The organism is Arthrobacter sp. Y3223065, from assembly GCF_059090885.1.
The window spans coordinates 367,521-391,914 of sequence record NZ_JBNHGC010000001.1 but is presented as its reverse complement, the minus strand read 5'-3'; the positions used below and the strand labels follow the sequence as shown (position 1 = coordinate 391,914).

At 67.1% G+C, this 24,394-nt stretch carries 20 protein-coding genes and 1 tRNA gene; 8 read left to right on the top strand and 13 right to left on the bottom strand.

Features of this window, described 5'->3' with window-relative positions; genetic code table 11:
* Window positions 1-5: 5 nt before the first annotated feature.
* The 6 genes from gnd to AC5RUK_RS01760 all read right to left on the bottom strand — a co-directional run bounded on the left by gnd (window position 6) and on the right by AC5RUK_RS01760 (window position 4,762).
* On the bottom strand, window positions 6-1,442 hold the full coding sequence (gnd, locus tag AC5RUK_RS01785; RefSeq protein WP_494151226.1) for an NADP-dependent phosphogluconate dehydrogenase: 1,437 nt from the start codon (window positions 1,440-1,442) through the stop codon (window positions 6-8).
* Window positions 1,443-1,566: 124 nt separating this feature from the next.
* Window positions 1,567-1,749 carry a hypothetical protein gene (locus tag AC5RUK_RS01780; protein ID WP_494151225.1) on the bottom strand — a complete coding sequence of 61 codons (183 nt, stop codon included), beginning with the start codon at window positions 1,747-1,749 and terminating at the stop codon, window positions 1,567-1,569.
* Between the two features lie 1,021 nt (window positions 1,750-2,770).
* Window positions 2,771-2,843, bottom strand: a tRNA-Val gene (locus tag AC5RUK_RS01775).
* A 195-nt stretch (window positions 2,844-3,038) separates the two neighbouring features.
* Window positions 3,039-3,872 (bottom strand): NAD-dependent protein deacetylase, encoded by an 834-nt coding sequence (locus tag AC5RUK_RS01770; protein ID WP_494151224.1) that lies wholly within the window; start codon window positions 3,870-3,872, stop codon window positions 3,039-3,041.
* A 6-nt stretch (window positions 3,873-3,878) separates the two neighbouring features.
* Complete coding sequence (locus AC5RUK_RS01765; RefSeq protein ID WP_494151223.1) at window positions 3,879-4,343, bottom strand: peroxiredoxin; 465 nt, start codon at window positions 4,341-4,343, stop codon at window positions 3,879-3,881.
* Window positions 4,340-4,762, bottom strand: coding sequence for a DUF3052 domain-containing protein (locus tag AC5RUK_RS01760; RefSeq protein ID WP_493986977.1), 423 nt, complete (start codon window positions 4,760-4,762; stop codon window positions 4,340-4,342). Before AC5RUK_RS01760 ends, AC5RUK_RS01765 begins: the two co-directional genes overlap by 4 nt.
* Before the next feature lie 384 nt (window positions 4,763-5,146).
* On the opposite strand from AC5RUK_RS01760, the gene aceE reads away from it, so the two are divergent.
* The 6 genes from aceE to fabF all read left to right on the top strand — a co-directional run bounded on the left by aceE (window position 5,147) and on the right by fabF (window position 13,169).
* Window positions 5,147-7,888 (top strand): pyruvate dehydrogenase (acetyl-transferring), homodimeric type, encoded by a 2,742-nt coding sequence (aceE, locus tag AC5RUK_RS01755; RefSeq protein ID WP_494151222.1) that lies wholly within the window; start codon window positions 5,147-5,149, stop codon window positions 7,886-7,888.
* A 128-nt stretch (window positions 7,889-8,016) separates the two neighbouring features.
* Entirely contained in the window at window positions 8,017-9,348 is a 1,332-nt protein-coding gene (locus tag AC5RUK_RS01750) for a PucR family transcriptional regulator (protein WP_494151221.1), read from the top strand.
* 95 nt (window positions 9,349-9,443) lie between these two features.
* Window positions 9,444-10,409 (top strand): ACP S-malonyltransferase, encoded by a 966-nt coding sequence (locus tag AC5RUK_RS01745; RefSeq protein ID WP_494151220.1) that lies wholly within the window; start codon window positions 9,444-9,446, stop codon window positions 10,407-10,409.
* Window positions 10,406-11,473, top strand: a complete 1,068-nt coding sequence (locus AC5RUK_RS01740; protein ID WP_493986973.1) for a beta-ketoacyl-ACP synthase III — start codon at window positions 10,406-10,408, stop codon at window positions 11,471-11,473. The genes AC5RUK_RS01745 and AC5RUK_RS01740 overlap by 4 nt, the downstream gene beginning before the upstream one ends.
* Before the next feature lie 111 nt (window positions 11,474-11,584).
* On the top strand, window positions 11,585-11,830 hold the full coding sequence (locus AC5RUK_RS01735) for an acyl carrier protein (protein WP_136786952.1): 246 nt from the start codon (window positions 11,585-11,587) through the stop codon (window positions 11,828-11,830).
* A 103-nt stretch (window positions 11,831-11,933) separates the two neighbouring features.
* Window positions 11,934-13,169 carry a beta-ketoacyl-ACP synthase II gene (fabF, locus tag AC5RUK_RS01730; RefSeq protein ID WP_493986972.1) on the top strand — a complete coding sequence of 412 codons (1,236 nt, stop codon included), beginning with the start codon at window positions 11,934-11,936 and terminating at the stop codon, window positions 13,167-13,169.
* A gap of 124 nt (window positions 13,170-13,293) precedes the next feature.
* Here fabF and AC5RUK_RS01725 read toward each other — a convergent pair whose 3' ends face one another.
* The 6 genes from AC5RUK_RS01725 to AC5RUK_RS01700 all read right to left on the bottom strand — a co-directional run bounded on the left by AC5RUK_RS01725 (window position 13,294) and on the right by AC5RUK_RS01700 (window position 19,295).
* Window positions 13,294-13,797 carry a DUF3145 domain-containing protein gene (locus AC5RUK_RS01725; protein ID WP_493977382.1) on the bottom strand — a complete coding sequence of 168 codons (504 nt, stop codon included), beginning with the start codon at window positions 13,795-13,797 and terminating at the stop codon, window positions 13,294-13,296.
* Between the two features lie 248 nt (window positions 13,798-14,045).
* On the bottom strand, window positions 14,046-14,999 hold the full coding sequence (locus AC5RUK_RS01720) for a tyrosine recombinase XerC (RefSeq protein ID WP_494108461.1): 954 nt from the start codon (window positions 14,997-14,999) through the stop codon (window positions 14,046-14,048).
* An 89-nt stretch (window positions 15,000-15,088) separates the two neighbouring features.
* On the bottom strand, window positions 15,089-16,294 hold the full coding sequence (gene dprA / locus AC5RUK_RS01715) for a DNA-processing protein DprA (protein ID WP_494151527.1): 1,206 nt from the start codon (window positions 16,292-16,294) through the stop codon (window positions 15,089-15,091).
* A 38-nt stretch (window positions 16,295-16,332) separates the two neighbouring features.
* A complete protein-coding gene (locus tag AC5RUK_RS01710) occupies window positions 16,333-17,871 on the bottom strand; it encodes a YifB family Mg chelatase-like AAA ATPase (protein ID WP_494151219.1) in 1,539 nt (512 codons plus the stop codon).
* Window positions 17,871-18,227 (bottom strand): YraN family protein, encoded by a 357-nt coding sequence (locus tag AC5RUK_RS01705; protein ID WP_494108463.1) that lies wholly within the window; start codon window positions 18,225-18,227, stop codon window positions 17,871-17,873. Before AC5RUK_RS01705 ends, AC5RUK_RS01710 begins: the two co-directional genes overlap by 1 nt.
* Before the next feature lie 327 nt (window positions 18,228-18,554).
* Window positions 18,555-19,295 carry a DUF8548 family protein gene (locus tag AC5RUK_RS01700; protein ID WP_494151218.1) on the bottom strand — a complete coding sequence of 247 codons (741 nt, stop codon included), beginning with the start codon at window positions 19,293-19,295 and terminating at the stop codon, window positions 18,555-18,557.
* Between the two features lie 678 nt (window positions 19,296-19,973).
* On the opposite strand from AC5RUK_RS01700, the gene AC5RUK_RS01695 reads away from it, so the two are divergent.
* Window positions 19,974-21,122: an NAD(P)/FAD-dependent oxidoreductase gene (locus tag AC5RUK_RS01695; RefSeq protein ID WP_494151217.1), complete on the top strand. Its 1,149-nt coding sequence runs from the start codon at window positions 19,974-19,976 to the stop codon at window positions 21,120-21,122.
* Window positions 21,123-21,145: 23 nt separating this feature from the next.
* On the opposite strand, the gene AC5RUK_RS01690 is transcribed toward AC5RUK_RS01695, so the two are convergent.
* The gene (locus AC5RUK_RS01690; RefSeq protein WP_494151216.1) at window positions 21,146-23,620 is read right to left on the bottom strand and encodes a GcvT family protein; all 2,475 of its coding nucleotides are present in this window, start codon (window positions 23,618-23,620) and stop codon (window positions 21,146-21,148) included.
* Between the two features lie 109 nt (window positions 23,621-23,729).
* Between AC5RUK_RS01690 and AC5RUK_RS01685 the strand changes: the two genes are divergently transcribed.
* On the top strand, window positions 23,730-24,350 hold the full coding sequence (locus tag AC5RUK_RS01685) for a TetR/AcrR family transcriptional regulator (RefSeq protein ID WP_494151215.1): 621 nt from the start codon (window positions 23,730-23,732) through the stop codon (window positions 24,348-24,350).
* Window positions 24,351-24,394: the final 44 nt, after the last annotated feature.

Below are 24,394 nucleotides of genomic sequence, written 5' to 3'. Positions count from 1 at the left end.
CCGGATCAGTGCGTGTCGACGGCGGAGACCTCGGACTTGTCTCCGCTCCACAGGGTGTGGAAGGTGCCTTCGGCGTCCGTCCGGCCGTAGGTGTGGGCGCCGAAGAGGTCGCGCAGGCCCTGGGTCAGGGCGGCGGGCAGGCGCTTGCGGCGCAGCCCGTCGTAGTAGGCCAGCGAGGATGCGAACACCGGTACCGGAATGCCCAGTTGGACGGCGGTGGCCACCACGCGGCGCCAGGCGGGGACTGCCGCGCCGATCGCTTCGGCGAAGGCCGGGGCGAAGAGCAGGTTTTCCGGCTTTGAGTCGCCGGCGTAGGCCTTCATGATGTCGTCCAGCAGTTCTGCGCGGATGATGCAGCCGGCGCGCCATAGCGAGGCGATCTCGTCCAGCTTCAGGTCCCAGCCGTACTCGCCCGCTGCGGAACCGAGCATGTCGATGCCCTGCGCGTAGCTGACCAGCTTGGAGGCGAAGAGCGCCTGGCGGACGTCCTCGACGAAGCTCTGCGGGACCTTGACGTCCTCTTCGTGCCCTGACAGCACGTCCTGGGCGATCGCCCGCTGGCCGCGCTGCGAGGAAAGACCGCGCGCGAAGACGGACTCGGCGATGCCGGAGACCGGCGATCCCAGTTCCAGCGCGGAGACAACGGTCCAGCGGCCGGTGCCCTTCTGTCCGGCCGAGTCCACCACGACGTCGACGAACGGCTTGCCGGTCTTGGCGTCGGTGTGGGCGAGCACCTCGGCGGTGATCTCGATGAGGAAGGACGACAGTTCGGTCTTGTTCCACGCGGTGAAGATCTCGGCCTGTTGCTGCGGTTCCAGGCCGGCACCGGTGCGCAGCAGGTCGTAGGCCTCGCCGATTACCTGCATGTCCGCGTATTCGATGCCGTTGTGCACCATCTTTACGAAGTGGCCCGCGCCATCGGTGCCCACCCAGCTGCAGCAGGGTTCGCCGTCGTACTTGGCGGAGATCTTTTCCAGCATCGGGCCGAGTGAATCGTAGGACTGCCGGGAACCGCCGGGCATGATGGACGGGCCCAGGAGTGCGCCTTCCTCGCCGCCGGAGACGCCGATGCCCACGAAGTGCAGTCCCTTCTCCGCCAGGGCGGCCTCGCGGCGCCGGGTGTCCTCGTAGTGCGAGTTGCCGGCGTCGATCACGATGTCGCCCTCTTCCAGCAACGGCACCAACTGCTCGATGACCGAGTCGACCGGCTTGCCGGCCTTGACCATGATGAGCACGCGGCGGGGCTTCTGCAGGTTGTCCACCAACTCCTGCAGCGACTCGGTGCGGATGAAATCCCCCTCGTCGCCGTGGGCGGACAGCAGTGCGTCCGTCTTTTCCACCGAGCGGTTGTGCAGGGCGACCGTGTAGCCGTTGCGGGCGAAGTTCCGTGCCAGGTTGGCGCCCATGACGGCCAGACCTGTCACACCGATGTGTGCGCTCATTGAGTCTCCATGTGTGCGGTCCCCGCGGTCAGGGACGTCAGCGTACAGCCCGAGGGCCGAGGTTCCTCATCAAGCCTAATCCCGACCGGCGGCACCGGCTAAGCGCGCGGACGTTAGCTATGACTCATTCACCGGTGGCAGCCGAGGGGCGGAAGCGCAGCCAGGCGTCGATTGCGGCATCGTCCGCGTCGTCCTCGCCGGGAAAACCCACGCCGGGGGTGGCGTCCCCGCCGGGATCCGGGCGGGGAGTCAAGACACGAGGCGTTGCCGCGATCAGGTCGATTTCATCCAGGTCCCGCCGGGGCATCCAGCCAGCGTCCTGTGCCGACCACGGCCGGCGGTGCGTGCCGCAGCAGGCACAACGCTGCGCCGAGACGGTGCGCACAGGGATGAAACTGCGGCCTGCACTCCGGCAGAACTTCTCCATTGTTGCCCCTAACGCAAACCAGCATGATCGGTACAGCGTTGCAGACCGGAGGCCGGTTGTGGAGGGTATGCAAGCGCAGTTGCTTAACCGTTATTGCATGACGCAGCGGCTGCTTTGTCTTGGCATAAGATCGGCGCAATTGGGGCCCGACAGCACCGTTCGAAGGGGCGTGGATGGTAGGGCTGTGCGCCGCATTTTGGTCCGGATTAGCTGATAATGAGAGACACGTTTAACAGATCAATCATGGTGGTTGAGAAATGCCCACGGGTCATGGCAGACTGTGGCTTGGCGGTGGCATTGAACGCCCGGGAGCCCCCATCTCCTGGTTGCTGCACCGCTTATCCCCTGGCAGTTCCGTTGATCCCCCATCTAACGGCTGCCCCGAAAGGCACTGTCCCTCACGGGACAGTGCCTTTCCCTTTTGGAGCTGTGAACCGCCTGCAACAGCAACTCCGGGTACGAGGATCTGCGCGACCGACCGCTGGCTGGCGGTTCTTTCCCGCTATGCCGGGGAGACCTCATGGAAGCGGGACAGGACAACCTGCCTAATGCGGGGCGCGCGTGGAAAACACGCCTATTTGGTCTCGCCTGGAGTCGCGGGAACGGGGTCCGACGCCGGCGGGTGCTGCACGCGGACGGATACTTCATCGGGCATCCCATGGTTCTGAGGAACAGCCCCGCCCATCCCCCAACAGCGGGCGGGGCCGTTTACCTCATCCATCCGGCTCTGCCTGCCCCCATGCAGCGGTCACCGGGAGCCCCACGTTACACCGGCAGTCCCCTGCTAAACCCCAAGATTCGCTCAGGAATCGGAGGCTGCGGGTCGGCGCATCCGGGGTGGCCTGGGAACGAAAAACCCCGCGCTTTCAGACGAATTGCCTGACAGTGCGGGGTTGGCCCGTGGGTCCTACCGGGATCGAACCGATGACATCCACGGTGTAAACGTGGCGCTCTACCAGCTGAGCTAAAGACCCGTTGTAATGTCGAAAGCGGGACCGCGGAGCGTTATCCGCCGCAACATCACGAGGATTTACTCTACCGGATAACCCGGCGTGAACGCCAACCAAATTGGCGTGCGGATAAACACGATGCAACCTGTAACCTGGGACTCCCCTCAGGCGGAACGGTCGGCGCCGGGAAGGGCACACTGCAGTCCCTTTGGCCGCGTCTCAGGCCGGCTTAGGGAGGCGGCCCGGCAACTCCGCCGCCAGGTGGCCGAGAGCTTCGGAGACGCCCGTTTCCAGCTTCAGGTCGGCCAATGCGTCGCCGCGGGTGGCGCCGCGGTTGATGATCACCACGGGTTTGCCCTGTCTGGAGGCGTGCCGGACGAACCGCAGGCCGCTCATCACGCTCAACGAGGACCCGGCGACCAGCAGCGCCTCGCCGTCGTCCACCATGGCGTAGGCCGCCGCCACCCGGTCCTTGGGGACATTCTCGCCGAAGTAGACGAAGTCCGGCTTGAGCATGCCGCCGCATACCAGGCAGTCGGCCACGACGAAGCGGGTGGTGTCGGCGACCTCGGCGTCGGCGTCGGGAGCGACGTCGCCGGCATCTCCGGTGGCGGCGTAGGCGGGGTTGAGTTCCTCGAGCCGCACCGCCAGCAAGGAGCGGCTGGTCACGTCCCCGCAGTTCAGGCAAATCACCCGGTCGAAACGCCCATGCAGGTCGATGACGTTCACGCTGCCGGCGTCCTCATGCAGCCTGTCCACGTTTTGCGTGATCAGGCCGCTGAGCAGGCCGTTCTCCTCCATCGCTGCCAGCGCGTAGTGGCCGGGATTGGGCGCGGCATGGTGCATGTGCCGCCAGCCGATGTGGTTGCGCGCCCAGTAGCGGCGGCGCAGGTCCTCGTCGCCCACGAACTGCTGGTACGTCATCGGAGTGCGCGGAACGGATGTGGGGCCACGGTAGTCCGGGATGCCGGAATCGGTGCTGAGTCCCGCGCCGGTCAACACGGCCAGACGGCGTCCAGCCAGGATCTCGAGCGCCGGCCGCAGCAACTCCATGGCAGGTTAGAGCTCTTTCAGCACGCGGTGGTATTCCTGGATGTCGCGTGCCTGGCTGCGCGGATTGCGGATCACGTGCCGCAGGATGCCTTCGGCGTCGATGATGAAGGTGCCGCGCAGTGCCATGCCGGAGTCGTCGTCGAACACGCCGTAGGCCTTGGCGACGTCGCCGTGCGGCCAGAAGTCGGCCAGCAGGTCGAACTCGTAGCCCTCCTGCTCCGCGAACGCCCGCAGGGCGAACTTATGGTCAACCGAGACGGCCAGGACGCGGGCGTTCTCGCTGCGGAAAAGGCCCAGGTCGTCGCGCAGCTCGCACAGCTCGCCGGTGCAGATGCCGGAGAACGCGAACGGGTAGAATACCAGCACGACGTTCTCACCGCGCAGGGCGGAGAGCCGGATGGGTTCGCCGAACTGGTTGGCCAGCTCGAAATCGGGTGCGGGCAGCCCTGTCCGGGGTGCGTCCGCGGTCACTTGTTGGTCCGCTTGCTGACCAGCCGGGTAGCAGCCCAATCGCCGGATACGCCGGCGGAAGTGGTCACATGCAGGCCGGCAGTCGGCGCCGCTTCCTGGACGTCGGCCGGCGGCACGTAGCCATCCCGGCCTGACTTCGGCGTCAGCACCCAGACCACTCCGCCCGGCCCGAGGGTTGTCTGCGTGTCGACCAGCGCGTCTACCAGATCGCCGTCGCCGTCGCGCCACCACAGGATCACCGCGTCAACCACGTCGTGGTCGTCCTCGGTGAGCAGTTCGGAGCCGGTGAGGTCCTCGATGTCGTCACGCAGATCGAAGTCCACGTCCTCGTCATAGCCGAATTCCTGGATCAGGTCCCCGTCTTTGAAACCCAAATTGCCTGCCACATTCTCTACCGCGGCGGCTTCGGCCTCGCCCACTGTGCTCCTCCTGTATGGAACGTATTTGATTCGCCCCACCGATGAGGATGGGCGTGTTGCTAGTTACAAGCCAACACCCTAATCGCCGTCGCTTCAAGCCACCCGCAAGACGCTGCGGTTTTTTGCCGCGCCGCGCCGCCTCTTGCGCCTCTTCTTAAGGGACGACGGCGTGCGCCTGCCGGGAACGACGGCGGTGGGGCTTTCCGGGGTGACGGCGGCGCGGCCTCCGCCGTCGTCGTAACAACTGGCACGGGCGGCTCCGGCTGCGTTGTAATGCCCTGAACAGTTAGAGTGGCACTGAAGAATATCTCCCGGCCGGACCATGCGCCGGGTCGCTATGCCACGTAAGGCGCAGACACAATCTGCACGTATGAGAGGTTGGACGTGAGCGCAGGAGAAGATACCTCGCACATCCTGAGCGGGCTGACAAGCCAGCTGTCGGATCGCGATCCCGAAGAAACCGCCGAATGGATTGAGTCCTTCGACGGTCTGGTGGAGAGCCAGGGCACCGAACGGGCCCAGTTTATTGTCCGCTCCATCCTGCAGCGTGCGGGTGCGCAGAGCGTCGGCGTGCCGATGGTGACCACCACGGACTACGTGAACACCATTCCGGTCGACCAGGAGCCGGAGTTCCCGGGCGACGAGGAGATCGAGCGCCGCTACCGCGCATGGATGCGCTGGAACGCCGCCATGTTGGTGCACCGGGCACAGCGCCCGGACATCGGCGTGGGCGGACACATCTCCACGTACGCCGGCGCAGCAACCCTCTATGAAGTGGGCTTCAACCATTTCTTCCGCGGCAAGGACCACCCCGGCGGCGGCGACCAGGTCTTCTTCCAGGGCCACGCCTCCCCCGGCATGTATGCGCGCGCCTTCCTCGAAGGCCGGCTGACCGAGGAGGACCTGGACGGTTTCCGGCAGGAGAAGTCCCGCGAAGGCCACGCCCTGCCCTCCTACCCGCACCCGCGCTCCATGCCCGAGTTCTGGGAATTCCCGACCGTTTCCATGGGCATCGGCCCGGCCAACGCCATCTACCAGGCGCAGCTGAACCGCTACCTGCAGAACCGCGGGATCAAGGACACCTCCGACCAGCATGTCTGGGCGTTCCTGGGCGACGGCGAGATGGACGAACCGGAGTCGCGCGGCTTCCTGCAGTTGGCAGCCAACGAGAAGCTGGACAACCTCACCTTCGTGATCAACTGCAACCTGCAGCGACTCGACGGCCCAGTGCGCGGCAACGGCAAGATCATGCAGGAGCTCGAGGCCTTCTTCCGCGGCGCCGGCTGGCATGTCATCAAGGTGACCTGGGGCCGTGAGTGGGACGAACTGCTCGCCAAGGACCAGGACGGCGCGCTGGTGGACATCATGAACTCCACCCTCGACGGCGACTACCAGACCTACAAGGCCGAATCCGGCGGGTTCGTCCGCGAGCACTTCTTCGGCAAGACCCCGCAGACCAAGGAAATGGTCGCGGACATGACCGACGAGCAGATCTGGAACCTCAAGCGCGGCGGCCACGACTACCACAAGGTCTACGCCGCCTACCGCGCCGCGACCGAATTCAAGGGCAAGCCCACGGTGGTCCTCGCCCAGACGGTCAAGGGCTACGGTCTGGGCACGCACTTCGAGGGCCGCAACGCGACCCACCAGATGAAGAAGCTGACCCTGCAGGACCTGAAGGACTTCCGCGACCACCTGCGCATCCCGATCTCGGACGAGCAGCTCGAAGCCGATCCGTACCGGCCGCCGTACTACAGGCCGGGACCGGACACTCCGGAAATCAAGTACATGATGGAGCGCCGGGCAGCGCTCGGCGGCGCCGTGCCTGAACGCCGGACCGGGCACCAGCAGCTCCACCTGCCCGAGGACAAGGCCTACGAGGTCGCCAAGCGCGGCTCCGGGAAACAGCAGGCGGCCACCACCATGGCGTTCGTGCGCCTGCTGAAGGACCTGATGCGGGACAAGGAATTCGGCGCCCGCGTGGTCCCGATCATTCCGGACGAGGCGCGGACCTTCGGCATGGACTCGTTCTTCCCGACGGCGAAGATCTACAACCCCAAGGGCCAGAACTACCTCTCCGTGGACCGCGACCTGGTCCTGGCGTACAAGGAGTCCCCGCAGGGGCAGATCCTGCACACTGGCATCAACGAGTCCGGCTCCACCGCCGCCTTCACCGCCGTCGGCACCTCCTACGCCACCCATGGCGAGCCGTTGGTGCCGATCTACATCTTCTACTCGATGTTCGGCTTCCAGCGCACCGGCGACTTCTTCTGGGCCGCCGCCGACCAGATGGCCCGCGGCTTCGTGATCGGCGCGACCGCGGGACGGACCACCCTGACCGGCGAGGGCCTGCAGCACGCGGACGGACACTCCCCGATCCTGGCTTCCACCAACCCGGCAGTCGTCACCTACGATCCGGCCTACGGGTACGAGATCGGGCACATCATCCGCGCCGGCCTGGACCGCATGTACGGCGGGAACCATCCGGATCCCAACGTGATGTACTACCTGACCGTGTACAACGAGCCGATCCTCCAGCCCGCCGAACCGGAGGAACTGGACGTCGAGGGCCTGGTGAAGGGCATCTACCTGCTGGCTCCGGCCAAGGTCGACGGGCCGCGCACCCAGCTGCTGGCCTCCGGCGTGGCCGTGCCCTGGGCGCTGGAAGCCCAGCAGCTGCTGGCCGATGACTGGGGCGTCTCCGCCGATGTCTGGTCGGTGACCAGCTGGAACGAGCTGCGCCGCGACGGCCTGGCCGCCGAGGAGGAGGCGTTCCTGAACCCCGGCTCCGAGCCGCGCAAGCCCTTTGTGGCCCAGCAGCTCGAAGGCGCGACCGGCCCGATCGTGGCGGTCAGCGACTACATGGCCGCCGTGCCGGACCAGATCCGGCAGTACCTGCCCAACGAGTTCGCGACCCTGGGCGCCGACGGCTTCGGGTTCTCCGACACCCGGGCCGCGGCCCGGCGCTTCTTCAAGATCGACTCTCACTCAATCGTGGTCCGGGCCCTGCAGATGCTGGCCCGCCGCGGCGAGATCGACCAGAATGTGCCCCGGGATGCGTTCGAGAAGTACCGCCTGATGGACGTCAACGCGGGCACCTCGGGCAACGCCGGCGGCGACTCCTAACCGCGGCAACCGCGCCACCAGACAGGCGGCGGACCTGGCCTTTTCCGGCCGGGTCCGCCGCCTGTTTTAGTAGGAACCACACAAAAGACGGAATGGAGCTTGCCCGGGCAAGTGCGTATGCTCGTTGCATGCCCCACGCCCGGACCGAACCCGCCAAGACGGCTGCCCCACCGGGCACGACGGCCGCCAAGAAAACCACGGCACGGCAGGCGCCGTCGTCGACATCAGCCGCCGGCGGGGGCCGCTCCGGCGCCGGGCGGAAGGGCGACCGGGCGGCCACCGGCAACCCGGCAACGTTGGAACGGCTGCGGACCAAGATCGGCGCGCTGGCGACAGTGACCCTGAAGCGGCTGGATTCCGACCTGCCCTGGTACCGCGGCTTGCGGCCGGACGAACGCTCCGCGCTTGGCCTGGTGGCGCAGAAAGGCATCGCGTCCTTCGTGACGTGGTACGAACGCCCCACGTCCCCGGCCTGGGTGATGAACGACGTCTTCGGCACCGCCCCCACCGAGTTGACCCGTTCCATCAGCCTGCAACGCGCACTACAGCTGATCCGCGTGGTGGTCGAAGCCGTGGAAGACGAAGTACCGGACCTTGCCGGCGAAGGCGACGAGGCCCAGCTGCGCGAAGCGGTGCTGCGCTATTCGCGCGAGGTCGCCTTCGCTGCCGCGGACGTGTACGCCCGCGCCGCCGAGACCCGTGGCTCGTGGGACACCCGGCTCGAGGCGCTCGTCGTCGACGCGATCCTGCGCGGCGAAAGCTCCGACGCGCTGCGCTCCCGGATCGCCGCGGTCGGCTGGAAGACCACCGGCCCAATCACGGTGATGGTGGGCGGCTCCCCCGGTGAACCGGGCCCCAGCTTCGTGACCGAGCTGCGCCGCGCCAGTTCCCGCTACGCCGCGGACACGCTGGTGGGCATCCAGGGCGAGCGGCTGATCCTGGTGCTGGGCGGCCTGTCGGACCAGGACACCGCCTTCGTGCGGCTGGCCGAGCTCTTCGGGCCCGGGCCGGTGGTCTACGGCCCCGAAGCCCGCTCGCTGGTGGATGCCAGCACCTCGGCCCAGGCCGCCTTCGCCGGGCTCAACGCGGCCAGGGCCTGGCCGGCCGCGCCGCGGCCCGTGGCCGCCAACGACCTGTGGCCCGAACGGGTGATGTCCGGCGACGACGCCGCGCGCCGCGACCTCTACAAGTACATCTATGTGCCGCTGCTCAATGCCGGCAACGGGCTGGTCGAAACGCTTTCCAGCTACCTGTCCCTGGGTCATTCGCTGGAAGCCACGGCACGGGAACTGTTCGTCCACGCCAACACGGTGCGCTACCGGCTGCGCCGGGTGTGCGACGTGACCGGCTGGGATCCGCTGCTGCCGCGGGAGGCCTTCGTGCTCCAGACCGCCCTCGGCGTCGGCCGCCTGGTGGCTCCCGCCCGGAACCCGAAGGACCGCGCGCCGGCTCGGCAGTAGTTGCGCCACCTTGTAGACTTCCTACAAAGCGGTTCGGCGAGCTTCGTGTGCCGAAACACCGTGGAAACCGACTCCTCTTTGGAAAGCTTGAATACGTGCTTGCAATCGTCTGCCCGGGCCAGGGTTCCCAAACGCCCGGATTCCTCAATCCCTGGCTCGAGGTCCCCGGTGTGCCCGAACACCTCGGACTGCTCAGCGACATCGCCCAGCTGGACCTTCTCACGCACGGCACCGTGTCGGATGAAGAGACCATCAAGGACACCGCGGTCGCCCAGCCGCTGATCGTGGCCGCGGGCCTGCTGGCCGCCCGCGCCCTGACCGCCGATGAGCCCCTCGACCTGTCCACCGTCGTCGCCGGCCACTCGGTGGGTGAGATTACCGCGTCCGCCATTGCCGGCGCGCTGACCGAGAACGATGCGATGAACTTCGTGCGCGAGCGGGCCAACGCCATGGCGCGCGCCGCCGCGCAGACCCCGACCGGCATGAGTGCCGTGCTCGGCGGCGACCCGGACGAAGTGCTCGCCGCGATCGAAGCGGCCGGACTCACCCCGGCCAACGCCAACGGCGGCGGCCAGACGGTGGCCGCCGGCACGCTCGAGCAGCTGCAGGCGTTCGCCGCGAATCCGCCGGCCAAGGCACGGGTGATCCCGCTGAAGGTCGCCGGAGCCTTCCACACCGAACACATGGCTCCCGCGGTCAGCGCCCTGGAGACCCTGCGTCCCCAGTTGAAGCCGGCCCTGCCGGCGCTGACCCTGCTCTCCAACTACGACGGCGAACCTGTCTTCGGCGGCGATGAGAACCTGGACAGCCTGATCGCCCAGGTGTCGCGTCCGGTGCGCTGGGACAAGTGCATGGAGAAGCTGGTGTCCGTCGGTGTCACCGGGCTGCTGGAACTGCCTCCGGCCGGCACCCTGGCCGGGCTGGCCAAACGCGGCATGAAGGGCGTGGCGACCATGGCCCTGAAGTCGCCGGAATACCTGGAAGCAGCCCGGGCCTTCATCGCCGAGCACACCGAACAGACCCCCGTCATGAACAGCACGTCTGGAGAATCCGAGCAGTGAGCACACCCGTCATCCAGCAGACCCCGCTACGCGACTTCACACGCATCCTCGGAATCGGAGCGTACCGTCCCGACGTCATCGTCACCAACGACGACGTCTGCCAGTGGATCGATTCCTCCGACGAATGGATCCGCCAGCGGACCGGGATCATCACCCGCCACCGGGCGGACGCCAAGACGTCCGTGCTGGACATGGCCGAAGGCGCCGCCAAGGAAGCGATGGCACAGGCAGGCATCACCGGCGACCAGCTCGGAGCCGTCCTCGTCTCCACCGTCTCCCACCCCTACGCCACGCCGTCGGCCGCCGCCGCCCTGGCCGATCGGATAGGCGCCACCCCGGCTCCCGCCTTCGACATTTCCGCTGCCTGTGCCGGCTACTGCTACGGCATCGCCCAGGCCGACGCCCTGGTGCGCTCGGGCACCGCCGACTACGTACTGGTGGTCGGGGCGGAAAAGCTCTCCGACGTCATCGACAACACCGAGCGGACCATGTCCTTCCTGCTGGGCGACGGCGCCGGCGCGGTCATCGTGGGCCCGTCCGATACGCCGGGCATCAGCAAGCCGGTCTGGGGCTCCGACGGCAGCAAGTGGGACACCATCAGCATGACCCACTCCCTCAACGACGTCCGCGAGCTCTCGCTGGCCGCGGAGGCCGCCGGCTCGCTGTCGGCCGTCTCGGACACGTTCGACGAGAAAGACAGCAAGCTCTGGCCGACGCTGCGCCAGGACGGTCCGTCCGTATTCCGCTGGGCGGTTTGGGAGATGGCCAAGGTAGCCAAGCAGGCGCTGGAGGCGGCCGGGCTGCAGCCGGAAGACCTCGCCGCGTTCGTGCCGCACCAGGCGAACATGCGCATCATCGACGAGATGGTCAAGCAGCTGAAGCTGCCCGAGAGCGTGGTCGTGGCCCGGGACATCGCCGAAGCCGGCAACACCTCGGCGGCGTCCATCCCCCTGGCCACGCACCGGCTGCTGCAGGAGAACCCCGCGCTCTCCGGCGGATTCGCCCTGCAGATCGGCTTCGGCGCCGGACTGGTGTTCGGCGCGCAGGTCATCGTCCTGCCGTAGACTGCCTTGCGGTAGTCGGGCCTCCCCCACATTCCAACCAGAACCAGGCCGCAGACCGCGGTTTGACACCCCGTCCGGACACCGTCCGGCAGCACAAGAAAAGGAGCCACCATGGCTAGCAACGAAGAAATCCTGGCCGGTCTGGCCGAGATCGTCAACGAAGAGACCGGTCTGGCCCCGGAGGCTGTCGAGCTGGACAAGTCCTTCACCGATGACCTGGACATTGATTCCATCTCGATGATGACCATCGTGGTCAACGCCGAGGAGAAGTTCGGCGTGCGCATCCCGGACGAAGAGGTCAAGAACCTCAAGACCGTCGGTGACGCCGTCAACTTCATCGTCAACGCCCAGGCTTAGTTCCGCGTCGCCCGGGCCTCCCGGGATCGGCGGCCGGCGGGTGACCCCCGGTCCGGCCGCCGCACTGGATTTATTGCCCAATCACTATTGAGAGAATGAATCAATGGCACGCAAAGTAGTCATCACCGGCCTCGGCGCCACCACCCCGATCGGCGGCGACGTCCCCACGATGTGGCGGAATGCCCTCAAGGGCGTTTCCGGGGCCCGTACCCTCGAAGATGATTGGGTGGCCCAGTACGAGCTGCCGGTGACGTTCGCCGCCCAGGCCAGCAACCGGCCGGACGAAGTACTGACCCGGGTCGAGGCCAAGCGGATGGACCCCTCCACCCAGTTCGCGGTGGTGGCGGCCCGTGAGGCCTGGAAAGACTCCGGCATCGAAGAGGTGGACCACGACCGCCTGGCCGTAGCTTTCGCCACCGGTATCGGCGGCGTGTGGACGCTGCTGGACGCGTGGGACACCCTGCGCGACCGCGGGCCGCGGCGAGTGCTGCCGATGACCGTACCGATGCTGATGCCGAACGGCCCAGCCGCGGCCGTGAGCATGGACCTGGGTGCCCGCGCCGGCGCCCACACCCCGGTCTCCGCCTGCGCTTCCGGCACCGAAGCCATGGCCTTGGGCATCGACCTGATCCGCGCCGGCAAGGCCGACGTGGTCATGACCGGCGGCGCCGAGGCCGCGATCCACCCCATGCCCATCGCGGCGTTCAGCGCGATGCAGGCCCTGTCCAGGCGCAACGACGACCCCGAGCGTGCCTCGCGTCCGTACGACCTGGACCGGGACGGCTTCGTGATGGGGGAAGGCGCCGGTGCGCTGGTGCTCGAGGCCGAGGAACACGCCCTGGCCCGCGGTGCCCGCATCTATGCCGAACTTGCCGGCTCCGGCGTCACCGCCGATGCGTACCACATCACCGCCCCGGATCCCGAAGGCCTTGGCGCCACCCGTGCGCTGAAGGCCGCGCTGTTCGATGCCCGGGCACAGGCGACGGACGTGGTGCACGTGAACGCCCACGCGACCTCCACCCCGGTGGGCGACAAGCCGGAATACACCGCGTTGAAGGCGGCGCTCGGAGACCACGTGGACAACGTGGCCGTCTCCGCGACGAAGTCGCAGACCGGACACCTGCTCGGTGCATCCGGCGCCGTCGAATCCGTCATGACGGTGATGGCTGTCTACGAACGCCGCGCTCCGGCCACGATCAACCTGGAAAACCAGGATCCGGAGATCCCGCTGGACGTGGTCACCTCCGCCCGCGACCTGCCGCAGGGCGACATCGTCGCATTGAACAACTCCTTCGGGTTCGGCGGCCACAACGCGGTCGTCGTGTTCCGCAACGTCTAGCAGTTCACCGTTCACCATGTGCTTGCCTCCGGGCAGCACGAAAGGGAGGGCGGCCGGTTTTATTCCTGTCGCCCTCCCTTCTTGCGTGATGGAGGATGCGGTGTTGCGGGGACGTTGCGGGGCTTTAGCCGACCTGGTGCAGCCAGCGCACCGGTGCGCCTTCGGCGGCGTGGCGGAAGGGCTCGAGCTCTTCGTCCCAGGCCTCGCCCAGGGCGAGGGACAGTTCGTGATAGACCGCTGCTGGATCGCCGGCCCCGGCTTCGTAGGCGTAGCGGATGCGGTCCTCGCTCACCATGATATTTCCGTGGACGTCGGTCATCGCGTGGAAAATACCGAGTTCGGGCGTGTGCGACCAGCGGCCGCCGTCCACACCGGCGCTCGGCTCTTCGGCGACTTCATAGCGCAGGTGGGCCCAGCCGCGCAGGGCGGAAGCCAGCATGGCGCCGGTCCCCTGGGCCCCGACCCACGACAGCTCAGCCCGGTACATTCCGGGCGCGGCCGGCTGAGGGGTCCACTCAAGATCCGTTCGCTTGTCCACGACGGATCCGACGGCCCACTCGATATGAGGGCACAGCGCCGAAGGTGCTGAATGCACAAACAGCACTCCACGCGTCATCACAACAGACATCCCATCCTCCATTTGCTGTAGGTACGTCTTCCCCAACGACCTTCAGCCTGTCAACGGATGGAACTTGTCAGTACTGCTGTTTCCGACGCTTCGTTCCTCATTGTGCCGTACGGCAAGGAATTGCGCCAGTGTAACTACCAATGTGTTATGGCGTGTCGCCGATTGCGCCAGTACAGGGCGCTTCGGGGCCCTCGCATGCCGCGTTCCGGGTGGATGGCTGGTCCGGCCCGCCGCTGCCGTTTTCGCGATCAGGCCCGCGGGTGCGCCTGCTGGTAGCTGCGGCGCAGCCGGTCCACGGAGACGTGGGTGTAGAGCTGGGTGGTCGCCAAAGTGCTGTGGCCCAGGATCTCCTGGACGGCCCGCAGGTCCGCTCCCCCATCCAACAGGTGGGTGGCGGCGCTGTGCCGGAGGGCGTGCGGCCCGGTGGCCGAGGTGTCGCCCAGCAGGCCGAAGAGCCTCGCGGCGACCGAACGCACCTGGCGCGGGTCCACCCGCCTGCCGCGTTGGCCCAGGAACAAGGCCGGACCGCTTTCCGCGATGGCGAGCTTGGGGCGGCCGCGGCGCAGCCAGTCGTCCATGGCGACGGCGGCCGGCAGGCCGAACGGGACGGTGCGCTCCTTGTTGCCCTTGCCGAGCACGCGGATGGTCCGGCGTTCGTTGTCCACTTCGTCGATGTCCAGGCCAGCGAGCTCGCTGACGCGGACGCCAGTGGCATAGAGGAGCTCGATCATCGCCCGGTCCCGCAGCGGCATCGGCGCCCCCTCCGCCGCTTCCTCGGCGAGCGTCCGGAACAGCTCGTCGACCTGGGCCGGGCGCAGCACGGTGGGCAGCGAGCTGTTGCGTTTGGGCGCCCTCAGTCTGAGCGACGGGTCGGTGCGGACGAGCTCCTCCCGCAGCGCCCAGCCCATGAAGGTGCGGGCGGTGGCCGTGCGCCGCGCCAGCGTGGATCTGGCCATGCCGGCTCCGTTCATCGCGCCCAGCCAGGACCGCAGGGTCCCGAGGGTGATCTCGGGCAGCTCCCTGGCGCCGGTTTCCGCTGCGTATCCGAGCAGGTGCCGGACGTCGGTCACGTAGGCGCGGATGGTGTGTTCCGAGCGCGCGCGCTCCGCCTTCAGATAGCGGGCGAAGCCATCCAGGGCCACGTCGAACGCCCGCGGGAGCGACTCGGTGCCCTGCGGTTCGGGTTGGTCTGCAGAGCTCATCCCCTCACTTTGCTGGCCCGGCCCACCGAACTCAAGGAGGCGCACGGGAGCGGGGCTGAATTGCCGTGGCCTCCTTTCCCTTGTCCGCCTCAGTCCTTGCGCCGCCGGCGCCAGCCGGAGCCATCTTGGACGGCCAATCCCGCCGCCTCCAGACGTCCGAGCCCCGCGAGGACGGTGCCGACCGGGATCCCCGCGACGGTGGCGAGCTTGTCTACGGTGCTTCCCCGGCGAACCGGCAGGGCGTCGAGCAGCAACAGGTCGTCCACGCCAAGTCCGTCGTGGTCCGCGAGCACCTCTTGGGCCCCGGGCTCCACTATTCCCAGCGGGCCCGCGAGTTCGGCCGCTTCTGCGGCGTCCGTGACGGCCGTTGCGCTCCCGTCGCGCAGCAGCCGGTGGGTGCCGGCGGAGTTCGCGCTGTAGACGGATCCGGGTACTGCGCCCACGCTGCGGCCAAGACCCGCGGCGTGATGGGCGGTGTTCAGTGCCCCGGAGCGCCAGCGGGCTTCCACGACGATGGTCGCGGCGGCCAAGGCCGCGATGAGCCTGTTTCTTTGCAGGAATCGCCATCGGGTTGGTGCTGCGCCGGGCGGCACTTCCGCCAGCAGGATCCCCCGGCTGGCGATGGCGCGGAGCAGTTCTTCATTTCCGGCCGGGTAGTACCGGTCCAAGCCGCCGGCCATGACCGCCATGGTGGCGACATGTTCCGTTTCCGCCGCCAGGGCCGACCGATGCGCCTGCGCGTCGATCCCGTAGGCCCCGCCGGAAATCACGCAATAGCCGCGCTGGGCAAGCCCGCTGCTGATGTCGCCGGTCACCTGGTTGCCGTAGTTCGTGCTGTCGCGGGAGCCGACTACGGCCACGGTCGACCGTAGCTCCGGTATGCCGTCCGTAAACCTTCCCCGCGCCCAGAGGCAGATGGGTTCGCCCAGTCCCAGATCCGCCAACGCCGCCGGCCACACAGCGTCTCCCGGAATGAGCACGGTGCCGCCGAGCCTGCCTATGACGGCAAGGTCGCGTTCCGGCGCAAGGTCCTTTATCCGCGGCGCCCATCGGTCGAGGGCGTCGTTTAGCGGCTGGGGGTTGCCGGCAGAGGGCTCGCGGTCAAGGGCGCGCAGCAATTCGGCCTGTAAACCATGCCCGGCGTTTATCTGGCCGGTGGCGATTCTCAGGGCGTCGTGCGCGCCGGCCGTAGCGACCAGTGCCTGGCCGATCCAGTCAGATGGTTCCATCAGCCGGGACAACGCCGCCCTCGCAAGGCGTTCATTGGTGGACGGCAGGTGCGTCATCCTGGTCATCTCCTCCTGGCCGGCGGCCGCAGATGGGGAAGGCATGGTCACGCCGCCTTGACCTGTTGGCGGAAGGCCAGGGCTGTGCTGACGCAGTCCCGGTCCGGTCGGTCCAGGCCGTACAGGTCGGAGAGCGTCCACGCCACGCGCAGGACACGCGAGTAGCCGCGGCCGGTCAGCGCTCCGCTCTCCATGGCCCGGTCCAAATCCCTGGTGATAGTGGCCGGAAGCCGCAGCTTCCCGTTCAACAATTCGCCGCTGACCTCCGAGTTCAACCCGATGCCCCAGGGCTTCAGCCGCGCACGCTGTGCCGCCCGAGCCACCGCCACCCGGGCGGCGACAGCCGCGCTGTCCTCCCGCCGCGCGCCCGTGGCCATCATCCCCACCGTCAGCCGTGGCAGAGTCAACTGGAGATCGATGCGGTCGGTCAACGGGTTGGAGAGCTTGCCAAAGTAGCGGCGCCTTTGGTCGGGCGTGCAGGTGCATTCCAAACCTTTGCCACCGGAGAGCCCGCACGGGCAGGGGTTCGCTGCCATGACGAGCTGGAAGCGTGCCGGGTAGGCCGCGCTGCCCGCCGCCCGGTGCACCACCAGCCGTCCGCTCTCCAGCGGCTGGCGCAACGCATCGAGAACCTGCCGGTCATATTCGGGCGCCTCGTCCATGAAGAGCACTCCACGGTGTGCCCGCGAGGCCGCTCCAGGGCGCGGCATGCCTGAGCCGCCCCCGATGATGGAGACGGCCGTTGCCGTGTGGTGCGGGCTCTCGTAGGGTGGCCGACGAACCAGCTCGGTCAGCGGGGCCGCCGTGGCGCTCAGGGAGTGGATGGCGGTGACCTCCATGGCATGGTGGTCGGGAAGATCGGGCAGGATGCCCGGCAGCCGTTCGGCGAGCATCGTCTTGCCTGCACCGGGCGGACCGACGAGCAGCAAATGATGGCCGCCCGCGGCTGCGACTTCCAGCGCGGTCCGGGCTTCATGTTGCCCGGCCACGTCCGCCAGGTCGGGGGCGGGCGCCGGAGGAGCCGTGGCCGGGACGGACGGGGCAGGCTTCTCCGGCGGGCCGATATTGAGCCGGTCCGCGTCGGCACCGAAGGCCATCAACACCTCAACGAGGTTGCTGAAGCTGCGCACCTGGGCGCCGGGCACCAACGCGGCCTCGGCGGCGTTGGCTTTGGCTACGACAACATGCGGATATCCGGCCTCGACTGCCGCAATAACCGCCGGCAGTACACCCCTGACCGGCCGGAGCCTCCCATCGAGTCCCATTTCGGCCAGGAAGACGGTACGACCGCTGGGCCGGACGTCTCCCGCCGCCTGGAGCGAGGCCATCAGGATGGCCAGGTCGAAGCCGGAGCCCTTCTTCGGCAGCGAAGCCGGGACAAGGTTAACTGTAATCTTCCGCCTGCTAAGCGGAACCCCCGCGTTCTTCGCCGCGGCCTTGATCCGTTCCTTGGCCTCGGTCAGGGCAGCGTCCGGCAGTCCCAGAAGAATGAAGGCCGGGAGAGTTTGGCCGATGTCCGCTTCGACTTCCACGATGTGTCCGTTGAGGCCCACCAGCGCTACCGAGAACGTCCGTCCGAGCCCCATTAGCCGACGTCCTTCATGTACTCGATCACGGGCCACCGCCCCTGTCCGTAGAGCACCGCGACGGCGTCCACCCTCATCGCCGTACCGGTCATGCCGTGGTCGCGCAGCCACTGGTGCCCCAGGAAGTGGAGACGGCGGACCTTGGCGTCGGTGATGGCTTCGAAGGGGTGGCCGTAGTCGGTGCTGCGCCGGGTCTTGACCTCGGAGACCACGATGGTCGCCCCGTCCACCGCTACGATGTCCAGTTCGCCGTCGGGGCTGCGCCAGTTTCGGTCGATGACACGGTGGCCGGCGCCGGAAAGATAGGCCGCGGCCATTTCCTCGCCGCGTCGGCCCAGTTCGTCTTTCGCTCTCATGCCCTCCAGCCTGATGGAGAACCGGTGCATGAAAGCGGGGTGAAATGTTGGCTGTGGACAGCTGCAGGAAAACTAACTCGTGTAGGAGAAGTGAGAAGTCAGGCTTTATTGAATGGAGCCCGGAGAATGCACAAGCAGTTGAAGGGACCCTGGACGACTGACTAGCATGTCTGGGCATGCTGCCTGAGCTGGTTAACTGCTCCTTGCTCGCTTACCCGTTGTGCAACGCGGACGCCTGGACATCCCGCTTCGTCTTGGACCTTTCTTGCCGTCCCGAGACCAACTAATAGAGCATTTCAAGGCACTCCCGTAGCTAACTATGAATATTCAGGCAAGAGTACCGATTGACGAGGCAACTTCGTCGGAAAGAAACACTTGTCGCCCGGACTCATAGCGCCAAATGACGTGGTCTAGTCGCCGAGGTTCGGTGGGATACCGGAGCGCTGCTTCTTTAATCAGCTCTGCCGCTTGCATAGGCGCAAGGCTCTTCTCAGCCAGTCCTGCATGTTCCTCTACGAAGCGGATGATCATCCGGTCAGGTTTGACGGACTGGAATCCTGAGAGGATGAGTAAGTAGTTAAACGTGATACCGGACGACTGGCTCGGAAGCCTTAGCCAGGCCTTCTTTACACGTTCAAGAGAGTCGTTCTTAGCTGCCTCTTGGTGAAGCGTCGCTCTAGTTGTGATGCCAAGGGACTTCATCATCTCGGCTGCTCGGCGAATGACCTCCGCCTTCAGGAGCGCGTTTTCCTTCGTATGCGCCGGCTTGTTGTTGCCCACCATAGCCGCCCAGCCACTGCTGCCGCCAAGTTCCTCGAAGGTCTGCAGTAGCTCATGGACGCCGTCATGATAAGCGTTGGCTCCCTGAGCTTCCCGATAGGCCCTGTACTTGTTCACCACGTTTATGACGCTCTGGTAATGCGAACCTGTTGAGTAGATCGAATCGATGATGGCGAGAGCCAGGCTATTCGAGTAGCCGTCGGCAGTGATCCAGCGGGCCTGATCGTCGAAAAGCTCGCGGCACTTTTCGGCCAGAATGTCAGCTTCAGCGCTGAGGGCGTAGGTCATAGGCGCACTTTAGCAGTGCCCTTCCATTTTGTTTACCTATAAGCACCGATCCGCATCTAACGAAAGGATCGACGTGAGCTACTTAGGAACAATGGGCCGTCGTTGTGGCATCAAAAAGGTCGTAATGTTTCGCAACCCGGGAACGGCAGATGAAGAGCGCGCGTAGGTAAAGGCCATGCTCCAAAGCGAGTTTGGTTTCTTTGAAGTCAGCACACCGATTCATGATGGCTTCCTTGTGGAGATCCCTGATCCCAGTGGCGGCACCGGCGTTATCTGGCTCAATAGGTCAAGCTTATTGACTTTGGATCCAGAAACTGCATCGCCGAATCGACCTAGCAGATCCAGCCAGCTAGACCACCCCCGGTTTGCCCGCCCCGGACGGCAGCCTGTGCAGGACACGGCGGCATCGAGGCCATGGCCTCCGGCCAGGTCCGCCTTGGACACGCGGTCAAGGGCGCCCGCCGGGGTTCGCGCGAGCATCGGTGGGGGCGCGCATCGTCTGCGGCATGCACAGGCAGGGCGGCAGCCTCCGTTACGCTGAAGAAGTGACGCGCAGCACACCCTGGCCTGCGCTCTATCTCGGCCTCGGGGCGCCGGCATGCGCGTCGTCCGGACGCGGTCCGCCGACATGCTTGGAGGTACTGACAGCAACGGTTCAGGGAACAGGAAGGACTCGTAGTGCGGATAACTGTCGTCGGAGCCGGTGCGTGGGGATTGCCGGCAGCGGCCGAGTTGGCGGGTCGCGGTCATCACGTCACCCTGATTGAGCGCTTCGGCGTATCGAACCCGCTGTCGTCCTCTTATGGACCGACCCGCATGTGGCGCATTGCCGACCCGGACCCCGGTCGGGTTCGGCTGTCCAGGCTGGGGCTGGAAGCCATGAAGCGGCTATCGAGCAGGGCCGGGACGCCGGTCTACCTCCAAAAGGGCCTGCTGTGGCGAGACACGATGTCGCTGCCGCGCCTGCGGTCAACCCTTCTCGCCGAAGACGTGCCCTTCGAGGAGGTCGACTCGAGTGAAGTTGCACAGTTTCTGCCCGGCTTGAGGCCGGATGGCCGGGATGCCATCTGGCAGCGGGACGCCGGCGTCGTCCTGGCCGATGTGAGCCTGCAGGCCCAGTTTCGGCTGTTTTCCGCGGCGGGCGGCACGTTTCTGCAAGGAGCCACGGTGGCCGAGGTTTCGGCAACTACAGGGACTGTCAGGGCTTCCCTCTCCGATAGCAGGCGCGTCGATGCGGACGTGTTGGTGATTGCGGCCGGTCCGGGGAGCGGCGCCTTGCTCTCACAGCTTGGTTTGCCCGCGCCGCTTCGGCCGTACCTGGAGCAGGTGGTCCACTTCGGTGATGCTCGTCGCCGGGGCGCCGCCGACGACTATCCCTGCTTCTTTGACGGCCCCACGGACGAAGCTCCGGGCATCTACGCGATGAGCAGCCCCGGCGTAGGCTACAAGGTCGGCCTGGACAGTCCGCTGCGACACTACGCCGAGGGAGATGCCGACAGGTCCCCGGATGAGGTGCGCACCGGCATCATCCGGGAACGGGTGCGCCGCAATTTGTTGTCGCTGCAGCCTGATGTGCTCGACGCACAGGTCTGCGTGTGGACCGATACCCCCGACGGCAGGTTCGTCATCGATTCGCCGGTCCCCGGCGTCGTTGTTGCCTGCGGGGATGCCGGCGAGGGCTTCAAGTACTCGGCGCTGATGGGCATCATTGTCGCCGACCTGGCCGAGGACAAGCAGCCCGAGGCTGACATCAGCCCCTACCGGCTGGGTCGCTTCGAGGTCGCGGAAAGCGCCGACTGGGGTGTTCCGACCGCGCTGGGCCGCTGACTAAGCGGCGGAGACCCCGGCAGCTAACCGCGCAGCCGCTCACCTTTCGGATCGTAGAACGGGCGTCGGGAGACCGTGGCCGCGACGAGCTTGCCCTTGCATTCGACCGTGAATCTTCCGGAGAGGTCCGCATCCCCGGCGACCGAGGCAAGCCCAACAGCGCGTCCCAGCGTGTAGCCGTAGCTGCCGCTGGTCATGCGACCCACCGGCACGCCGTCGCAGAAAACGGTCTCGTCGTGCACGAACAGTGGCTCCGGGTCGTCCAGCGCCACGTACACGGTCCGGTACGGGGGCGCCGCCCGATCCAGCTTCGCCACCGCGTCCCGGCCTACGAAGCCGCCCGGCTTGGCCAGCGCCACGGTGAAGCCGAGTCCGGCGGAGTACGGGTCGTCGGCGGGGCCGATGTCGTGCCCCAGGTGGCAGAAACCCTTCTCGCTGCGCAACGAGTCGAGGGCGTGGTAGCCGGCCAGCCGCACGCCGAGGTCTTGACCGGCCTCCCACAACGCGTCGAACACATTGACGGCCGTGTCCGCGCCCGGGTACAGCTCGTAGCCGAGTTCGCCGACAAAGCTCACCCGCAGGGCGTAGGCGAAACCGTCTGCAACCTCCACCGTCCGTCCTTCGGTGTAGGACTGGGCGGCGTCCGACCAGTCCTCGGGCGAGACGCGGCCGAGCAGTTCCCGGCTCTTGGGCCCCATGACCCCGATCGTCGCCAGGCCGGCCGTCGCATCGAAGACCGCGGCCGCCTTGCCTTGCGCCAGCCGCCGCAGGTACCCCAGGGTCTTGTCCTGGCTGAAGGCGGGCGTCACCACGAGGAACCGGTCTTCCCCGAGCCTGGTCACGGTGCCGTCCAGTTCGATCCCCCCGGCCTCGTTGAGCATCAGGGTGTAGACGGCCTTGTCGACGCGGACGTCGACGTCCGCGGTACAGGCCCGCTGGCAGACTTCCAGCGCCTCCGGACCTGCCACCTCGATCTTCGCGAAGGAGCTCAGGTCGAACAGCACCACCCCTTCCCGTGCGCCACGGTGCTCGTCGCCGACGCGGTCGAACCAGTTCTGCCGGCCGTAGCTGTAGTCATAGCCCGGCGCGGTCCCGGGGTCGCCATACCAGTTGGCCCGCTCCCAGCCGTTGAGTTCCCCGAAGCAGGCGCCGAGCCCGGCGAGCCGGGAGTGCAGCGGCGAGCGCCGGACGTTGCGGGCGGTGGCCGGCTGCAGCTGCGGCCAGTGCATGGCGTAGAGGCGTCCCAACCCCTCCCGGGTCCGTGCATGGAGGTAGCGCCGGTTGCTCTGGTGCCGCGAGAACCGCCGGACGTCCACCGCGGCTGCGTCGAAGCCGGGCGATCCGGAGATCACCCACTCGGCCAGTTCCCGGCCGGCGCCGGGGGCGAAAATGATGCCCTGGGAGTTGAAGCCGGCCGCAACAAAGAGGTTGCGCACCTCGGACGTCTCCCCTAGGACAAAGTTGGAATCCGGAGTGAAGCTTTCCGGGGCGTTGAGGAAGCGGTCGTAACGGCTCTGCGCCAGTACCGGCACCGCCGCCTCGGCCTTGCTGCGGATCGCCGCGAAATGCTCCCAGTCGGCCTCGAACTCCGCGAAACCGCCCCTGCCGATCTCGCTCACCGGCCGCGGCAACCCGTCCGGCTCGAACGCGCCGACCAGCAGCCGCCCCAACTCATGCCGGATGTAGTAGCTGTTGTCCAGGTCCCGGAAGACAGGCAGCTCGGGCACGGCTCCGTCGATCTCCTCGGTCCTCACGTGCACGTGCTCGGCGGCGTAGAGCGGCACATGGCCTCCGGCCGTCGCGGCCAGGTCGCGCGTCCACAGCCCGCAGGCGAGGATCACCTGTTCGCTCTCTATGGTCCCCTGATCCGTGACAACCCCCGTCACCCGGCCCTGAACTTGACGAATGCCGGTGACGGACACGTTTTCGCGGAGGTCGGCGCCGAGCTCGTGGGCGAGTTTGGCGAAGGACAGCGCCGCGTAGCCGGGGTTGATGTGCCCGTCGCCCGGCAGGTAGAGCGCGCCGAGCACGCCGTCGGTCCGAGCCAGCGGCCACAGCATGCCCAGGCCGGCGGCGTCCAGGATCTCCGCCTCGGTGCCGTTCTGCCGGGCCACGTCGCAGGCGTAGTGCATTTCATCCACCCGGCCGGGTGTCCGCGCCACCATCACCGAGCCGGATTGCTGGAACGAGACGTCGAGCCCGGAGCGTTGTTCGAGCGTGCCGTAGGTTTCGAGGCCGTACTTGGCCAGCTTGGTCATCGCCGTCGTGGTCCTCCCGCCGGTTACCAGGCCCGCCGCGTGCCAGGTGGTGCCGCTGCCCAGGACGTTGCCTTCCAGCAAGATGACGTCCGTCTCCCCCGCCGCCGCCAGGTGATAGGCGATGCTTGCCCCTACGATTCCCCCGCCGACGACGACGGTGCGCGCCCGGGCGGGCAGCGGCTGGCGGGCTTCTTCGGTGAAAGCGGACGCGCTGATGGTGCGGTCTACGAGCCGGTCCATGGATTTCCTCGCTTCTGTTCGTCGCAGGTCATTTGGGCGCGCGCCCCGCTGTCCTATACGTTAATAATGAATTATTGTGAACCGTATCACAGCACTTGGAAGGTAAACCATGGCCCCCCTTGCCGGCCCCGACGCTGCCCCGTCCACCGAGGATCAGCCGCGGCGCCAGCTCATCCTCGAAGCGGCGGAACGCCTGCTGGCGGCCCGCGGATTCGACGGGATCCGCCTGCGGGACATCTCCACGGAAGCCGGGATCTCCATCGGAATGATCCAGCACTACTTCCCCAGCCGGGACGCCGTGGTCCGCGAAATGCTGGTGGCCGCGTGTGAGCGCAGGGCGACGGAATGGCAGCTGCCCGCGCGGCGGCAGGAGGACCCCGTCGCGAAGGTCCGGGCGCTCCTCGCCGGTGCGGTCACGGATCCGGAGCACTGCACCGTCTGGCTGGAATCCTGCGCGGCCGCCAGCCGGCACCGGGAGGTGCAGCCCGTGGTGCTGCACACCAACAACATCTGGCGGCAGGCGCTGGCCGAAGCCATTGCCGAAGGCACGGACGCCGGCCGCTTCACCCCCGCCGCCCCCGTGGATCAGATCGTGGACATCCTGGTCGCGCTCATCGACGGCCTGATCATGGCCGTGGCCACGAAGGACCCCAAGATCACGCCGGACTACACCAACTCGCTGCTGCTCTCGGCGGCACACCTACTGCTTGGAGCCGACCTGGACGGATGACCGGAGGGGCGACATCGGCGGTTGTTCGAAACGGGCCAAATATC

What these genes read in the sequence shown, in the direction of transcription:
- AC5RUK_RS01705 (WP_494108463.1), bottom strand. Translation starts at nt 18,227, where the DNA reads ATGAGAGCGAAAGACGAACTGGGCCGACGCGGCGAGGAAATGGCCGCG.
- fabF (WP_493986972.1), top strand. Translation starts at nt 11,934, where the DNA reads ATGGCACGCAAAGTAGTCATCACCGGCCTCGGCGCCACCACCCCGATC.
- AC5RUK_RS01700 (WP_494151218.1), bottom strand. Translation starts at nt 19,295, where the DNA reads ATGACCTACGCCCTCAGCGCTGAAGCTGACATTCTGGCCGAAAAGTGC.
- dprA (WP_494151527.1), bottom strand. Translation starts at nt 16,294, where the DNA reads ATGACCAGGATGACGCACCTGCCGTCCACCAATGAACGCCTTGCGAGG.
- AC5RUK_RS01780 (WP_494151225.1), bottom strand. Translation starts at nt 1,749, where the DNA reads ATGCCCCGGCGGGACCTGGATGAAATCGACCTGATCGCGGCAACGCCT.
- AC5RUK_RS01710 (WP_494151219.1), bottom strand. Translation starts at nt 17,871, where the DNA reads ATGGGGCTCGGACGGACGTTCTCGGTAGCGCTGGTGGGCCTCAACGGA.
- AC5RUK_RS01770 (WP_494151224.1), bottom strand. Translation starts at nt 3,872, where the DNA reads ATGGAGTTGCTGCGGCCGGCGCTCGAGATCCTGGCTGGACGCCGTCTG.
- AC5RUK_RS01750 (WP_494151221.1), top strand. Translation starts at nt 8,017, where the DNA reads ATGCCCCACGCCCGGACCGAACCCGCCAAGACGGCTGCCCCACCGGGC.
- AC5RUK_RS01685 (WP_494151215.1), top strand. Translation starts at nt 23,730, where the DNA reads ATGGCCCCCCTTGCCGGCCCCGACGCTGCCCCGTCCACCGAGGATCAG.
- gnd (WP_494151226.1), bottom strand. Translation starts at nt 1,442, where the DNA reads ATGAGCGCACACATCGGTGTGACAGGTCTGGCCGTCATGGGCGCCAAC.
- AC5RUK_RS01725 (WP_493977382.1), bottom strand. Translation starts at nt 13,797, where the DNA reads ATGTCTGTTGTGATGACGCGTGGAGTGCTGTTTGTGCATTCAGCACCT.
- AC5RUK_RS01690 (WP_494151216.1), bottom strand. Translation starts at nt 23,620, where the DNA reads ATGGACCGGCTCGTAGACCGCACCATCAGCGCGTCCGCTTTCACCGAA.
- AC5RUK_RS01720 (WP_494108461.1), bottom strand. Translation starts at nt 14,999, where the DNA reads ATGAGCTCTGCAGACCAACCCGAACCGCAGGGCACCGAGTCGCTCCCG.
- AC5RUK_RS01735 (WP_136786952.1), top strand. Translation starts at nt 11,585, where the DNA reads ATGGCTAGCAACGAAGAAATCCTGGCCGGTCTGGCCGAGATCGTCAAC.